Source organism: Pseudomonas sp. NGC7 (genome assembly GCF_047159675.1).
GTDB lineage: Bacteria > Pseudomonadota > Gammaproteobacteria > Pseudomonadales > Pseudomonadaceae > Aquipseudomonas > Aquipseudomonas kermanshahensis.
On the sequence record NZ_BAAFZY010000001.1, the window covers coordinates 4,134,940 to 4,147,867 of the forward strand.

Annotated in this window: 14 protein-coding genes; 3 read left to right on the forward strand and 11 right to left on the reverse strand. The window is 63.4% G+C overall.

The annotated features are described in order from the left end of the window. Nucleotides 1-32: 32 nt before the first annotated feature. Both ACMCNM_RS18460 and ACMCNM_RS18465 read right to left on the reverse strand, forming a co-directional pair. Nucleotides 33-545: a nuclear transport factor 2 family protein gene (locus ACMCNM_RS18460; RefSeq protein WP_274887692.1), complete on the reverse strand. Its 513-nt coding sequence runs from the start codon at nucleotides 543-545 to the stop codon at nucleotides 33-35. A 13-nt stretch (nucleotides 546-558) separates the two neighbouring features. Continuing rightward, nucleotides 559-1,683, reverse strand: a complete 1,125-nt coding sequence (locus ACMCNM_RS18465) for an amidase (protein ID WP_412765111.1) — start codon at nucleotides 1,681-1,683, stop codon at nucleotides 559-561. A gap of 174 nt (nucleotides 1,684-1,857) precedes the next feature. Here ACMCNM_RS18465 and ACMCNM_RS18470 point away from each other — a divergent pair, with 174 nt between their 5' ends. Further along, nucleotides 1,858-2,337: a MarR family winged helix-turn-helix transcriptional regulator gene (locus ACMCNM_RS18470; RefSeq protein ID WP_027595332.1), complete on the forward strand. Its 480-nt coding sequence runs from the start codon at nucleotides 1,858-1,860 to the stop codon at nucleotides 2,335-2,337. Nucleotides 2,338-2,558: 221 nt separating this feature from the next. Here the strand turns inward: ACMCNM_RS18470 and ACMCNM_RS18475 are convergent, their stop codons facing one another. From ACMCNM_RS18475 to ACMCNM_RS18505, 7 genes are all read right to left on the reverse strand, one after another. Further along, nucleotides 2,559-3,056 (reverse strand): flavin reductase, encoded by a 498-nt coding sequence (locus ACMCNM_RS18475; protein ID WP_412765112.1) that lies wholly within the window; start codon nucleotides 3,054-3,056, stop codon nucleotides 2,559-2,561. A gap of 11 nt (nucleotides 3,057-3,067) precedes the next feature. Next, nucleotides 3,068-4,027 carry a PDR/VanB family oxidoreductase gene (locus tag ACMCNM_RS18480; RefSeq protein ID WP_412765113.1) on the reverse strand — a complete coding sequence of 320 codons (960 nt, stop codon included), beginning with the start codon at nucleotides 4,025-4,027 and terminating at the stop codon, nucleotides 3,068-3,070. Between the two features lie 50 nt (nucleotides 4,028-4,077). Then, a complete protein-coding gene (locus tag ACMCNM_RS18485; RefSeq protein ID WP_412765114.1) occupies nucleotides 4,078-4,830 on the reverse strand; it encodes an SDR family NAD(P)-dependent oxidoreductase in 753 nt (250 codons plus the stop codon). A 10-nt stretch (nucleotides 4,831-4,840) separates the two neighbouring features. After that, the gene (locus ACMCNM_RS18490; RefSeq protein WP_412765937.1) at nucleotides 4,841-5,281 is read right to left on the reverse strand and encodes an aromatic-ring-hydroxylating dioxygenase subunit beta; all 441 of its coding nucleotides are present in this window, start codon (nucleotides 5,279-5,281) and stop codon (nucleotides 4,841-4,843) included. Nucleotides 5,282-5,375: 94 nt separating this feature from the next. Further along, the gene (catA, locus tag ACMCNM_RS18495; RefSeq protein ID WP_099453741.1) at nucleotides 5,376-6,311 is read right to left on the reverse strand and encodes a catechol 1,2-dioxygenase; all 936 of its coding nucleotides are present in this window, start codon (nucleotides 6,309-6,311) and stop codon (nucleotides 5,376-5,378) included. A 43-nt stretch (nucleotides 6,312-6,354) separates the two neighbouring features. Beyond that, nucleotides 6,355-6,645, reverse strand: coding sequence for a muconolactone Delta-isomerase (gene catC, locus ACMCNM_RS18500; RefSeq protein ID WP_412765115.1), 291 nt, complete (start codon nucleotides 6,643-6,645; stop codon nucleotides 6,355-6,357). 32 nt (nucleotides 6,646-6,677) lie between these two features. Then, nucleotides 6,678-7,799, reverse strand: a complete 1,122-nt coding sequence (locus ACMCNM_RS18505; protein WP_027593654.1) for a muconate cycloisomerase family protein — start codon at nucleotides 7,797-7,799, stop codon at nucleotides 6,678-6,680. Between the two features lie 135 nt (nucleotides 7,800-7,934). On the opposite strand from ACMCNM_RS18505, the gene ACMCNM_RS18510 reads away from it, so the two are divergent. Continuing rightward, nucleotides 7,935-8,807: a LysR family transcriptional regulator gene (locus tag ACMCNM_RS18510; protein WP_186683185.1), complete on the forward strand. Its 873-nt coding sequence runs from the start codon at nucleotides 7,935-7,937 to the stop codon at nucleotides 8,805-8,807. A gap of 169 nt (nucleotides 8,808-8,976) precedes the next feature. Then, nucleotides 8,977-10,308 carry a D-serine ammonia-lyase gene (locus ACMCNM_RS18515; RefSeq protein ID WP_412765116.1) on the forward strand — a complete coding sequence of 444 codons (1,332 nt, stop codon included), beginning with the start codon at nucleotides 8,977-8,979 and terminating at the stop codon, nucleotides 10,306-10,308. On the opposite strand, the gene ACMCNM_RS18520 is transcribed toward ACMCNM_RS18515, so the two are convergent. Beyond that, a complete protein-coding gene (locus tag ACMCNM_RS18520) occupies nucleotides 10,305-11,702 on the reverse strand; it encodes an amino acid permease (RefSeq protein ID WP_412765117.1) in 1,398 nt (465 codons plus the stop codon). The genes ACMCNM_RS18515 and ACMCNM_RS18520 overlap by 4 nt on opposite strands. 70 nt (nucleotides 11,703-11,772) lie before the next feature. Next, nucleotides 11,773-12,807 (reverse strand): histone deacetylase family protein, encoded by a 1,035-nt coding sequence (locus ACMCNM_RS18525; protein ID WP_027593658.1) that lies wholly within the window; start codon nucleotides 12,805-12,807, stop codon nucleotides 11,773-11,775. Nucleotides 12,808-12,928 lie beyond the last annotated feature (121 nt).

A 12,928-nucleotide genomic window follows, 5' to 3' on the forward strand; every position in this document is an offset into this window, starting at 1 on the left:
CTGGGGCTGCTTTGCAGCCCCAGCATGCGTAACTACCGCTCTGGCACCGGCAACGGCGCGTCGCTGTTCCACGCCGTCACTGGTCGGCTGAACAGGTTCTCGGTCTGGAAATGCGCCATGCGCCACTGGCCCTCTTCCAGCGCAAAACGCACGGTCAGCCGGGCAGCATTGAGGTGCGAGGCGCCGTCGGCAAAGGTACTGGTCTGCAACATCACCCAGCGCCCCACTCCTTCCTCACCGGCCACCTCGATAACCTCACTGGTCAGAAAGTGCACATTCAAGGCGAAATGCGCCGGGGTCTTCATGTAGGTGGCGAACATCGCCCGGATCGCTTCGCGCCCGCGGTAGCCGCCAAAACTCTCGGCGTACTTGGCGCCCTTGCCCTCCCACACCGCATCACGGCAAAACAGCTGCGCCAGTTCATCGAGTGGGGATTGCGCGTCCAGTTGGTCGCACAACGCCATGTAGCGGTTGATGCAGACGCGGATGGCCTGCTGGTGTTCAAAGCTGCGCAGGCGGGCTTGGAGTTCGAGGATATCGGTCATCGCAATCGTGGCCTCAATGATCGTTGCCGGCGTACAGGTTCAGCAGCAAGCGCTCGGCCACTGCCAGCAATTTCTCGTCGGCGCCTTTGGCCGCCACCAGTTGCAGGCCAACCGGCAAACCGGCCTCGCTGCCCAGCGGAATGCTCAATGCCGGGTGCCCCGACAGGTTGAACGGCCGCACCAGCGAGGTCATGCCCAGCACCGCGCGGGTATCGGCGGCGTCCTCCAGGCGCAGTGGGAAGTCCGGCATGGTCGGCAGGGCCAGGACATCGAAGTTGGCCAGGGCCTGGTCGACTTCTTCAGTGAAGCGTCGACGCACCTCCTGCGCCTCGGCCAGCGCCGTGTCAGTGGTCTGCCCCGCTGCCGCCAGGCGCCCGGCGATATCGCTGCCGACCTTGCCGGTTTGCAGAAGGTGGCCACAGCCTTCGAACGTCTCGCGGTTGATCACGACCATGCCGGCGTCATAGGCGGCGCCAAAGTGTTTGAGTTCGACATTGCCCAACGGCAAGCCACTGGCGCTCAGGGCCCCGTGCACGACCTTGTGGATGGCGGCCTCGGCGGTCACCCGCAATACGCCGATGCGTGCACTGGCCGGTACCTGGGCGGGGACGAAACTTGGGTCGATCATGCTCATGGCGCGTACCAGCATCGGCAGGCTCGCGGCGAACGGGCCAACGCAGTCGAGGCTGGTGCGGGCCGGCATCACGCCTTTACGGCTTACCCGGCCAAACGTTGGCTTGAGGCCGAACACGCCACAGCAACAGGCCGGGACACGCACCGAGCCACCGGTGTCGGTGCCCAGGCTGAAATCCGCCAGGCCCGCGGCCACCGCAGCAGCCGAGCCGCTGGACGAGCCACCGGGTATGCGCCCCGGAAAGCGCGGGTTGGCGGCCGTGCCGGTATAGCGGTTGATGCCGGTCGTGCCGAACGCCAGTTCGTGCAGGCTAACCTTGCCGGTCAGCCGGGCACCGGCCGCCAGCAACTGGCTGACCACGTCGGCATGCCGCTCGGCCAACGGCGCATCCTCTAACGCCTGGCTGCTGGCGCGGGTCGCGGTACCGGCGACATCGATGGTGTCCTTGACCATGACCCGGGGGCCAGTGCTGCCCAGATCAAGGGTTTCTACTATGATTGTCATTGTTGTGCAGCCCTCTTCAAGAATGGATGCCGGGCCTGGGCCCAGCCGATAAAATGCGTGCCGATTACTTGAAATGTCAACTGAACATTCCAGTATTATGCGCCCGCTTTACGGTAGCCAAATGCGCGGAAACGTCTATGATGTCGCGACTATTTCCGCACAAGTAGTGAATCGATGAGCAACTCGAAAAACACAGGCCACAGCCACCACGACCCGGCTAGCGATGAATTTCGCAAGGAAGATTTCCCCTTCTACTGGTTGGCGCGCGTGCATGGCCGCTACACCCAGAACATGGAACGTCTGCTCAAGAAGATCGACCTCGACGTGCCGCGCTGGCGCGTGCTGTGGATCCTCAACGAGAACGGTGAATCGAGCATTTCCGAGATCTCCACCCACGCCATCGCCAAGCTGTCGACCATCACCAAGATCGTCTACCGCATGAAGGACGACGGCTTGGTCGATACCGCGCCAAGCCCGGAGGATGGGCGCGTGACCCAGGTGCGGATCACCGAAGTCGGCCTGCAGAACATCGAGCGCATGCAGGACGTGACGCGGGAACTATTCCAGCGCAGTTTCAAGGGGCTGACCGAAGCACAGGTGCAGCGCCTGAACCGGATGCTGGAAGTGGTGTTCCATAACCTCGAAACACCTTAACGCCCAATTCCCTCCCTGTAGGAGCAGCCTTGTGCTGCGAAGAGGCCGGCGCAAACTGCACACATCGCCGGTACTTTCACTGGCCTCTTCGCAGCACAAGGCTGCTCCTACACAGGTCCGCGCAAGCTGTTCGGCACGCCTTCGGGAGCACACATCGCGGGTGCTTTCACCGGCCTCTTCGCAGCACAAGGCTGCTCCTACACAGGGTCAGCGCAAGCTGCTCAGCACGCCTTCGAGGCCTCGCATACCCGGTGATAGGCGCGGTTGAAATACACCAGCCCATCGTCCGCCCCACCCTGGCGGATATCCTGGATCTGGCAGTAGAAAATGCTGTGCGAACCCACCTCATGCACCTGGGCAATGCGGCAGTCGAAGTTGACCAGCGCCTCCTGCATCACCGGCGCGCCGCTCTCCAGCACGGTCCAGTGCGTGGTCGCAAAGCGCTCTTCCGTGCTCAGGTTGCGGTTGGCAAACGCCCCCGACAGCTCCTGATGGGTACCGGCCAGCACGTTCACGCACAGCGCGCCATTGGCCTTGAACTGCTCATTGGAATACGAGGCGCGGTTCATGCACACCAACAAGGTGGGCGGCGCGTCGGTCACGCTGCACACCGCCGACGCGGTAAAACCGAAACGGCCTGCGGGGCCATCGGTGGTGATGACCGATACGGCGCCACCGAGCAGCGCCATTGCATTGCGAAACTGGCTTACATCTACCATGGTCATGCTCCTCAGATATCCAGCACCAGCTTGTTGGACTTGGCCCGCGAGCAGCACACCAGGATCTGGTCGTTCGCGGCTTTTTCTTCATCGGTCAGGTACACATCGCGGTGGTCTGGCTCACCTTCGAGCACTTCGCACATGCAGGTCCCGCAGACGCCCTGCTCGCAAGAAATGTCGATCTTGATGCCAACCTGGGCAAGCGCTTCGAGGATGGTCTGCCCCTCGGCCACCTGCACGGTCTTGTTGCTGCGCGCTGCCACCACTTCGAAACCTTGGCCACTGGCGTCGACCTCGACCTGGAAGTACTCCTTGTGGATGTGGTCTTCGGCATAACCCTGCCGACGCGCGCCCTCAATCACCCAGTCCATGAAGCCGGACGGGCCGCAGGTGTACAGGTGGGTGCCCTGGCTGGCAGTGCCCAGCACCGCCTGCAGGTTCAGGCGCTGTGCCGGGTCTTCATCATCGAAGTGAGTGACCACCCGCGCGGCGAACGGCGCCACCGCCAGCGCCTCGAGAAACGCACTGCGGCTGCGCGAGCGCCCGCAATAATGCAGTTCAAAATCCGCGCCCTGCTGGTGCAGGGCATGGGCCATGGCGATCATCGGCGTGATGCCGATACCACCGCCCAGCAGGATCGAACGGCTGGCCTGCGGCGCCAGCGGGAACAGGTTGCGCGGCGCACTGATCTGCAGCTCGCGCCCTTCCAGCAAAGTCTCGTGCACGCCCAGCGAGCCGCCGCGTGAAGCTGGGTCTTTCAGCACGCCCAGGCGATACACCGAAGCATCGGCCGGGTCACTGCACAGCGAATACTGGCGCACCACGCCGGGCGCGACGTGGATATCGACATGCGCGCCCGCCTCGAAGGCCGGCAACGCCGCGCCATCAGCGCGCCCCAGGTCGAGGACGACCACGTCGGCCCCTTGGATCTCGCGCTTGCGCACGACTACGTTCAACAATTGTTCATTCATGGCCGGTGTCCCGTGTAACGACAGGAGGCGCGCAGCGCCCCGCAAAAAAATCAACGCATGAACAGGCCGCCGTTCACGTCCCAGGTCGCCCCGGTGGTGAAGTAGGCTTCGGGCCGCGCCAGTTGCACGATCAGGTCGCCCAGAAAACCGGCGTCCCCCAGGCGCTGCACCGGGATGTTCGCCAGCAGCCCTGGCATGCGCTCGGCAGGCACCGCGGCATGCACCGCCGGCGAATCGATCGGGCCGGGGGCGATGGCGTTGACCGTGACGCCACGGGCAGCGAACTCCTTGGCGAAGATCTTGGTCAGGGTGACGATCGCGCCCTTGCTCGCCGCGTAGTGCGCGCCGGTCGCGGTGCCGCCGTTCTGCCCAGCCAGCGAGGCCATGTTGATGATCCGCCCGTAACCGGCCTCGGCCAGGTACGCGCCGAACACCTGGCAACCGAGGAACACGCTGCGCAGGTTCAGGCCAACCACGGCGTCGAATTCTTCCGGGCTGATCTGCATCAGCGGCGTGGTCTTGGTCACCGCAGCGTTGTTGATCACCACGTGCAGGGCGCCAAAGTGCTCCAGCACCTGGGCCAGCGCCTGCTCGAAATCGGCCTTGCTGGCGACATCGAGCTTGACCGCGAGGGTACGGCCACCCTGCCCTTGCCGGGCTTGCTGCAGTTGTTCGGCGCTGGCCTGAGCGAGCGCCAGGTCACGGTCCGAGACCACCACGTCAAAGCCTGCGGCAAGCAGTTGCGCGCAGAAGCGCTGGCCCAAGCCCTGGCCGGCGCCGGTTACCAATGCGACTTGGTTCATGGTCGGTTCCTCACAGGATGTAGCCGATACCGGCGAGGGTATCGTCACTGTTGATCAGGCTGATCACCTTGCGGTGGATCTTGAAGCTGCCTTGCGCCCGTACCAGGGTGTAGGTCAGGTCGGCGCTGTAGTGCTTGAGGCTTTCCTTGCGGAACTCACGCACGTTCTGCGCGCAGCGCACGGTGACGTTGACGCCGTCGTCGCCCAGCACCCGGAAGCGCGAAATCGTGCGCACGGTGCGCGGCTGCGGGCTGGTGGAAATCGACTCGCCGCCGATCAACCGCTGCACGCGCAGGCCACGCATGTGGTGGTCGTCGTAGGCGTAGTTGAGGGTGTTTTCGTAGTCGCTCTCGCGCGGGTCGATGGGGATGATGTACGTGCCTTTTTCGGTCCATTGGCCGAGCCAGGTGTCGTACTCGCCGTGGTCGAGCATGTCGCCTTGCTTCTTCATGGTCTCGCCCTCGCTGCCGTTGGCTTCTTTGAACGCCACCGTGGCACTGTGATGCCTCGGCGGGGGCGAGTCCATCGATTACAAGGGTCGAGCTTTAGCCGTCTTGCAAAGCACGCGGTCGATGGCTGCGGGTTTCAGCCTCAGGCGCCTGCGCAGCCTGCAACGTGAAGTCGAAGGCCAACTCGGCGAAACGCTCCCCTTGCACGCCCCGATCATGCGCCGCCGCCGCATCCTCGACAAAACGCAGGTCACCGATCAGCCCATCACGGGTGGCATAGGCAAAGTCATCCCACAGGTATTGGTCACCGGCGAAGTTGATCTGCGTGGTCAGGTGGCGATGCCCCGGCGCGGAGATGAAGAAGTGCACGTGCGCCGGGCGCTGGCCGTGACGGCCAAGCAAGTCCAGGCACTCCTGAGTTGGCCCCTGCGGGTCGCAACCATAACCGGACGGCACGATGGAGCGGGCGCGGTAGCGGCCCTCTGCGTCAGTGATGATGCGTCGGCGCAGGTTGTACTCGGACTGGGTCGAGTCGAAGTACGAATAGGTGCCCTGGGTGTTGGCGTGCCAGAGGTCGACGGTAGCGCCCGCCAGCGGCTTGCCGTCGGCGCCGAATACCTGGCCCTGAAGGAACATCACTACGCCGGGGTCGGTGCCATCGTCCATGCGTGCTTCACCTTGGCTAAGCGGCGCGCCTGCAACGTACAGCGGGCCCTCGATGGTGCGCGGGGTACCGCCGGTCAGGCCTGCTTCGGCGTCCTTGGCGTCTTGCAGCAGGTCGATGAAGTGCTCGATCCCCAGGCCCGCTGCCAGCAGGCCTGCCTCGTTACGGCCGCCCAGGCGGTTGAGGTAGTCGACGGCATGCCAGAACTCGTCCTCGCTCACTTCCAAGTCTTCGATCAGGCGGGCAGTGTCCTGCAGCACGCGCAGGATGATCTGTTTGAAGCGCGGGTTACCCTCGGCGTGCCCAAGGCCTGCGACTTCTTCAAAAAACGACTGGATCTCGGCAGTGTGGGAAATTTTCACGGTCATTTTGCTTACCTCATCTTGTTCTTGTCAGGTAGTCAGGGACGAATCAGCGGTCGTCACTGTGGATCGACGACGGGTGGCGGCACAATCCGTCCACCTCGATCTCCATGTACGGGAACAGCGGCAGTTGCATCAGGGTGTCGTGCAGGGCCTCGACGCTTTCCACATCGAACACGCTGTAGTTGGCGTAGTGCCCGGCAATGCGCCACAGGTGGCGCCAGGTACCTTCGTGTTGCAGGCGCTGGGCCAGTTCCTTTTCATCGGCCTTGAGCTTGGCGGCCTTGGCCGGGTCCATGTCGACCGGCAGTTTCACGGTCATCTTCACGTGGAACAGCATGCGGGTTCTCCTTAAGGCGTTGAATGTACAGTTCAGCGGCGGGCGAAGCGCGCCAGGCGCTGCTCGTCCAGGGTCAGGCCAAGGCCTGGCGTGCGTGGAATGTGCAGCTGGAAGTCGTGGTACTGCGGCGGCTCGTTGACGATCTCTTCGGTCAGCAGCAGCGGCCCAAACAGCTCGGTGCCCCAGGTCAGCTGGCGCAAGGTGAGGAACGCGTGGGCCGAAGCCAGGGTGCCGATCGAGCCTTCAAGCATGGTCCCGCCGTACAGGGCGATACCGGCCGCTTCGGCGATTTGCGCTGTGCGCAGCACTGCACGTGGGCCGCCGTTCTTGGCAATTTTCAGGGCAAAGATGCTGGCGGCACCGTCGGCGGCCAGGCTGAAGGCGTCCTCGACGCTTTCGATCGATTCGTCGGCCATGATCGGCGCTGGGCTGCGCTGATTGAGACGCACCTGGCCGCCGCGGTTGATCCGCGAAATGGGCTGTTCGATGAGGTCGATTCCGTTGTCGCCGAGCACCTGGCAGGCGCGCAGGGCCTGGGACTCGTCCCAGTACTGATTGACGTCGACCCGCACGCTGGCGCTGTCACCCAGCTCGCGCTTGATCGCCACCACGTGCTTGAGGTCCTGCTCCACCGGGTTGGCGCCGATCTTCAGCTTGAACACACGGTGGCGACGGATCTCCAGCATGTGCTGGGCTTCGGCGATATCACGGGCGGTATCGCCACTGGCCAGGGTCCAGGCCACTTCCAGGCTGTCGCGTACTCGGCCGCCCAGCAGTTCGCTGACCGGCAGGCCCAGGCGCTTGCCCTGGGCATCGAGCAAGGCGCTTTCGAGCCCCGACTTAGCAAAGGTGTTGCCCTTGGCCAGCTTGTCCAGCTTGAGCATGGCGGCGTTGATGTTGTCAGCCGGCAGGCCGATCAACGCCGGTGCCAAGTGTGCGTCGATATTGGCCTTGATGCCCTCGGGGCTTTCGTAGCCGTAGGCCAGGCCACCGATGGTGGTTGCCTCGCCGATACCTTCGACGCCGTCGCTGCAACGCACGCGCAATACCACCAGGGTTTGCTGCTGCATAGTGTGCATGGCCAGCTTGTGCGGGCGAATGGTCGGCAGGTCGACGATAATTGCATCTATACGTTCAATCAGGGTGTTTGTCATTGTTGCCAGGTCCCGTCAGATCGGACCGCAGATGGCAGACCCGATAGTTGCAGTTACTTGATTGATCAAGCATTGCGCGAGACCCTGATACCCGTCCAATATCAAATGAATCTCCCACCATACCCTGGAGGTCTGATGGAACTGCGCCACCTTCGCTACTTCAAGGTGCTGGCCGAAACGCTGAACTTCACCCGTGCCGCTGAGCTGCTGCATATCGCCCAGCCGCCGCTAAGCCGGCAGATCAGCCAGCTCGAGGAGCAGCTCGGCACGCTGCTGGTGCTGCGTGAGCGCCCGCTGCGTCTGACCGAAGCCGGGCGGTTCTTCTATGAACAGACCTGCACCCTGCTCCAGCAACTGGAAAACATCAGCGACAACACCCGCCGTATCGGCCACGGGCAACGCCAGTGGCTGGGCATCGGTTTTGCTCCCTCGACCTTGTACACCGTGCTGCCAGCGCTGATCCGCGAACTGCGCCAGGACAACGAGCTGGAACTGGGGTTGAGCGAAATGACCACGCTGCAGCAGGTCGAGGCACTCAAGAGTGGCCGCATCGACATCGCCTTCGGCCGTATTCGTATCGATGACCCGGCCATCCTCCAGCAGGTGCTGTGCGAAGACCCCTTGGTCGCGGTATTGCCCAAGGGCCACCCGTTGGCAGGCACCCCACTGACCCTCGCGCAACTGGCCAAGGAGCCGTTCATTCTGTACCCGGCCAACCCCAGGCCCAGCTATGCCGACCATGTGCTGGCCCTGTTCGCCCACCACGGCATGACCCTGAAGATCAGCCAGTGGGCCAACGAACTGCAAACGGCCATCGGCCTGGTGGCCGTCGGGCTCGGCGTGACCCTGGTGCCGGCGTCGGTGCAACAGCAGCACCGCACGGATATCGAGTATGTCAGCTTGCTGGACACCAGCGCCGTCAGCCCGATCATCCTAAGCCGTCGCAAGGGCGATGTGAGCCCGATCGTGCAGCGGTGCCTGGCGTTGATTGCACAACAGGCGACGTGATGGGCTGCGCTGTCACATCGAGAGCGACCAGTGGGAGCACCAACACCACCGTGATTTACATGAACTGGCCAAGCTTGGAGCCCTTTCCGACCGGTCCGGCGCCCCGGCACGGCCACCCTTACAAGAGCCATCAGCCCCCTGGCAATCCCCACCAGCACAGGAACAACGCATGATTCACGGCAAAACGCTAGACGCTTGGTACGCCTCCCACCCGCGGGTCGAGGACTTGGTCGCGCTGCGCGAAACCTGCTGGTTCAACCCAGGCATCGTGCCCACCGCACAAGCCCTGGGCGACGTCGGCCTCACTGCCACCGACGTCAGCGCAGCCAGTGCCCGGCTGCAGCGGTTTGCACCGTACCTGGCCGAGGTGTTCCCCGACACCGCCGCGTCTGGCGGCATCATCGAGTCGCCGATTCGCCCCCTGCCTGCCCTGCAGCACACCTTGCTGCAAGAGGCTGGTCTTGCCCAAAGCGGTGCGCTCTGGCTCAAGGCCGACAGCGAGCTGCCGATTTCCGGCTCGATCAAGGCCCGCGGCGGCATCCACGAAGTGCTCAAGCATGCCGAAGACCTGGCCCTGGCGGCCGGCCTGATCACCCTGGGCAGCGATTACCGAGTACTGGCCAGCGATGACGCCCGGCAATTTTTCAGCCAGTACAAGGTAGCGGTTGGCTCGACCGGCAACCTCGGGCTGTCGATCGGCATCATGAGCGCGCGGCTGGGTTTCCAGGCCACGGTGCACATGTCGTCGGATGCGCGGCAGTGGAAAAAGGACAAGCTGCGCGCCAACGGCGTGAGCGTGATCGAGTACCCCTCCGACTACAGCGTTGCGGTGGAACAAGGCCGCCAGCAAGCAGCAGCGGACCCTACTTGCTACTTCGTCGATGATGAAAACTCGCCTCACCTGTTCCTCGGTTATGCCGTGGCTGCCGAACGCTTGCAGGGCCAGCTCAAGGCCGCCGGCATCAAGGTCGATGCCGAGCACCCGCTGTTCGTCTACCTGCCCTGCGGCGTGGGTGGCGGGCCTGGCGGGGTGGCGTTCGGCTTGAAGCTGCTGTTTGGTGATCACGTGCACTGCGTCTTCGCCGAACCCACCCATTCGCCCTGCATGTTGCTTGGCGTGTACACCGGGCTGCATGACGAAACCAGCGTGCAGGACTTCGGCATCGACAACGTCACCGCAGCCGATGGCCTGGCGGTAGGCCGCCCTTCCGGCTTTGTCGGCAAGGCCATGCAGCGCCTGCTCGACGGCTACTACACGGTCACGGACGAGCGGCTGTACCAATTGCTGGTGCTGGCCCATGACCTGGAGCAGGTACGCCTCGAGCCCTCGGCGCTGGCCGGCATGCCTGGCATGGTGCAGGTACTGCAAGCAACGCAGTACCTGGCGCGCATGGGGCTGACGGCGCAGCGCATGGCCAACGCCACCCACTTGGTGTGGGGTACCGGTGGCAGCATGGTGCCGGATGACGAATATGCCGCCTACCTGGCCAAGGGGCGTTAGGCCTTGCGCCGACGATAAGCCACAAGCAGAAAGACAAACCACAACGGCATCACGCACAGCGCCATCCGCGTATCCGGCTCAAGGGCCAGAAGCACCAGCACGAAGCCGAGAAAGCCCAGCGAGGTGACGGCCATCGGCACGCCACCCGGCAGCTTGAACTTCGACGCCTGGTGCGCGGCCGGGTTGTGCTTGCGGTAGGCAAGGTACGCGGCGAGGATCATCGACCAGGTGAAGATCACCAGGATCGCCGAGATGGTCGAAATCAGCGTGAACACCGTCATCACCTCGGGGATGATGAACAACAGGGCCAGCCCGGCCAGCATGCACATCGCCGAAAACAGCAAGCTGTGCACCGGCACGCTCAGAGCCGAAAGCCTGGCAAAGATGGCGGGTGCATTGCGCCGCTCAGCCAGGCCAAACAGCATTCGGCAGCCTGAATAGACGCCGCTGTTGGCAGAGGATGCCGCCGACGTCAGCACCACGAAGTTGAGCATACCGGCAGCGGCGGGAAAGCCGGCCAACAGGAACAGCTCGACGAAGGGGCTGCGGTTGGCCGGCACTTCTGCCCACGAGACCACGCTAATGATGCACACCAGCGCCAGGATGTAGAACAGCAGGATGCGCAAAGGAATAGTGTTGATGGCCTTGGGCAGCGAACGGTGCGGGTTCTTTGCCTCGGCGGCGGTGGTACCGATCAGCTCGGTGCCAGCGAAGGAAAACACGGCAATCTGGAAGCCTGCGAAAAACCCACTGATGCCATGGGGCAGCACCGCGCCGGGCGCCACCACGTTGGACAGCGAGGCCACCACGCCATTGGGTGACACATAGGCGGTGGCGATCATCACCGCTGCGGTGATGATCAGCGTGACGATGGCCACGATCTTGATGATCCCGAACCAGAACTCCACTTCGCCGAAGATCCGCACCGCCAGCATGTTCAGCCCAAGCAGCACGAACAGGGTGAAGAACGCCGGTATCCACGCGGGCACATCCGCATACCAGTACTGGAAGAACCCCGCCACGACCACCACGTCGCCGACCACCGCCACGCTCCAGCTCAGCCAGTAGGACCAGCTCAGCACGAAGCCGGCGCGCGGGCCCAGGTAGTGGGCGACGATGTCGGCGAACGATTTGAAACGCAGGTCAGAAAGCAGCAGCTCGCCCATGGCACGCATGACGAAGAACACGAAAAAACCGAGGATCGCGTAGACCAGCAGAATGGAGGTACCGGACAGCGCGATGACCTTGCCCGAGCCCATGAACAAGCCGGTGCCGATGGCGCCACCAATGGAGATCAGCTGGATATGGCGGTTTTCCAGCGTGCGTTTGAGGTGCCCGTCTTGGGCTGAGTCTGTAGGTTTGCTTTGATCAAGGCTTGCGGACATGTCTTGCATGAGCGACCTCTTTTTATTGTGGGTATCAGGGCTTTCGAACAAGGCCCGCGCAGGGCCTTGCCACGGTGTGCTATCGAACCGCGCCTTCGAACCCTTGCAGCGTGTTCACGGCATTGATGCCGATTTCATCGACCATGTAGCCGCCCTCCATCACGAACAGCGTCGGGATGCCTACGCGTGCGATCTCCGCGCCCAGGCGCAGGAAGTCTTCGCTGGTGAGCTTGAAGTGGCTGATCGGGTCGTCCTCGAAGGTATCGACGCCAAGCGACACGACAAGAAAGTCCGGCTGGTGCGCGACAACGCGCTTGAGCGCGTCCTGCAACGCCAGCCGGTACTGCGCCCAGAGCGTGCCTTTGCCCAGCGGGTAGTTGGCATTGAAGCCCTCCCCGGCCCCCGCGCCCTGTTCGTGCGCATAGCCGGAGAAGTACGGGTAGGACACATGCGGGTCACCGTGGATCGAGGCGAAAAACACATCGGGGCGGTCATAGAAAATGTTCTGCGTGCCGTTGCCGTGATGGAAATCCACGTCCAGCACGGCCACGCGCCGTGCACCCTGGCTCAGGCAGCGTTCGGCGGCAATGGCGGCATTGTTGAGGTAGCAATAGCCGCCCATGTATTCGCGGGCCGCATGGTGCCCAGGGGGGCGGCACAGGGCGAAGGCACTGGGCGCGCCATCGATTACACGCTGCATGCCGGTCAGTGCCACGTTGGCACTGCTGCGCACGGCTTCCCAGGTGCCGCCGGTAATCGGCGCGCCGGCGTCCATGGCGTAGAAGCCCAGTTTGCCATCGATGAAGCCCGGCTCCCGGTCGATGGCCAGGTCGCGTACCGGCCATACCAGCGGCAGCGCATCATGGGTCTTGCCGGTGGCGGTCCATTCTGCCCAGGCATTTTCCAGAAAGCTCACATAGCGCTCGCTGTGCGCCGCGACATAGCAGGCACGGTCAAACGATTGCTCGGCGATGACATCGCCAAGGCCTGTGGACTGCACACGCGCCAGCACGGTATCGGCACGCTGAGGGTTCTCGAATGACGGCGTGATGGCCCCGTCCTTGAGCTCGGAGCCATGGTGCAAGCGGTGTTTGTTGCTAAAGACTGTCAGCACGCGAATGTCCTTTTTCAAGGTGGTATCGGATAACCAATTTTCGCGACAGACCGCTGAAAATGCTTTGCTTTATGCTCAGCCAAACCGGATGCTTGAGCGAAACATTCACCCGGTAGCCCCA

Coding starts and splice junctions, on each gene's coding strand:
- ACMCNM_RS18460 (WP_274887692.1), bottom strand. CDS start 545: ATGACCGATATCCTCGAACTCCAAGCCCGCCTGCGCAGCTTTGAACAC.
- catC (WP_412765115.1), bottom strand. CDS start 6,645: ATGCTGTTCCACGTGAAGATGACCGTGAAACTGCCGGTCGACATGGAC.
- ACMCNM_RS18490 (WP_412765937.1), bottom strand. CDS start 5,281: ATGAAGAAGCAAGGCGACATGCTCGACCACGGCGAGTACGACACCTGG.
- ACMCNM_RS18475 (WP_412765112.1), bottom strand. CDS start 3,056: ATGGTAGATGTAAGCCAGTTTCGCAATGCAATGGCGCTGCTCGGTGGC.
- ACMCNM_RS18465 (WP_412765111.1), bottom strand. CDS start 1,683: ATGACAATCATAGTAGAAACCCTTGATCTGGGCAGCACTGGCCCCCGG.
- ACMCNM_RS18515 (WP_412765116.1), top strand. CDS start 8,977: ATGATTCACGGCAAAACGCTAGACGCTTGGTACGCCTCCCACCCGCGG.
- ACMCNM_RS18485 (WP_412765114.1), bottom strand. CDS start 4,830: ATGAACCAAGTCGCATTGGTAACCGGCGCCGGCCAGGGCTTGGGCCAG.
- ACMCNM_RS18480 (WP_412765113.1), bottom strand. CDS start 4,027: ATGAATGAACAATTGTTGAACGTAGTCGTGCGCAAGCGCGAGATCCAA.
- ACMCNM_RS18470 (WP_027595332.1), top strand. CDS start 1,858: ATGAGCAACTCGAAAAACACAGGCCACAGCCACCACGACCCGGCTAGC.
- ACMCNM_RS18505 (WP_027593654.1), bottom strand. CDS start 7,799: ATGACAAACACCCTGATTGAACGTATAGATGCAATTATCGTCGACCTG.
- ACMCNM_RS18520 (WP_412765117.1), bottom strand. CDS start 11,702: ATGCAAGACATGTCCGCAAGCCTTGATCAAAGCAAACCTACAGACTCA.
- ACMCNM_RS18510 (WP_186683185.1), top strand. CDS start 7,935: ATGGAACTGCGCCACCTTCGCTACTTCAAGGTGCTGGCCGAAACGCTG.
- catA (WP_099453741.1), bottom strand. CDS start 6,311: ATGACCGTGAAAATTTCCCACACTGCCGAGATCCAGTCGTTTTTTGAA.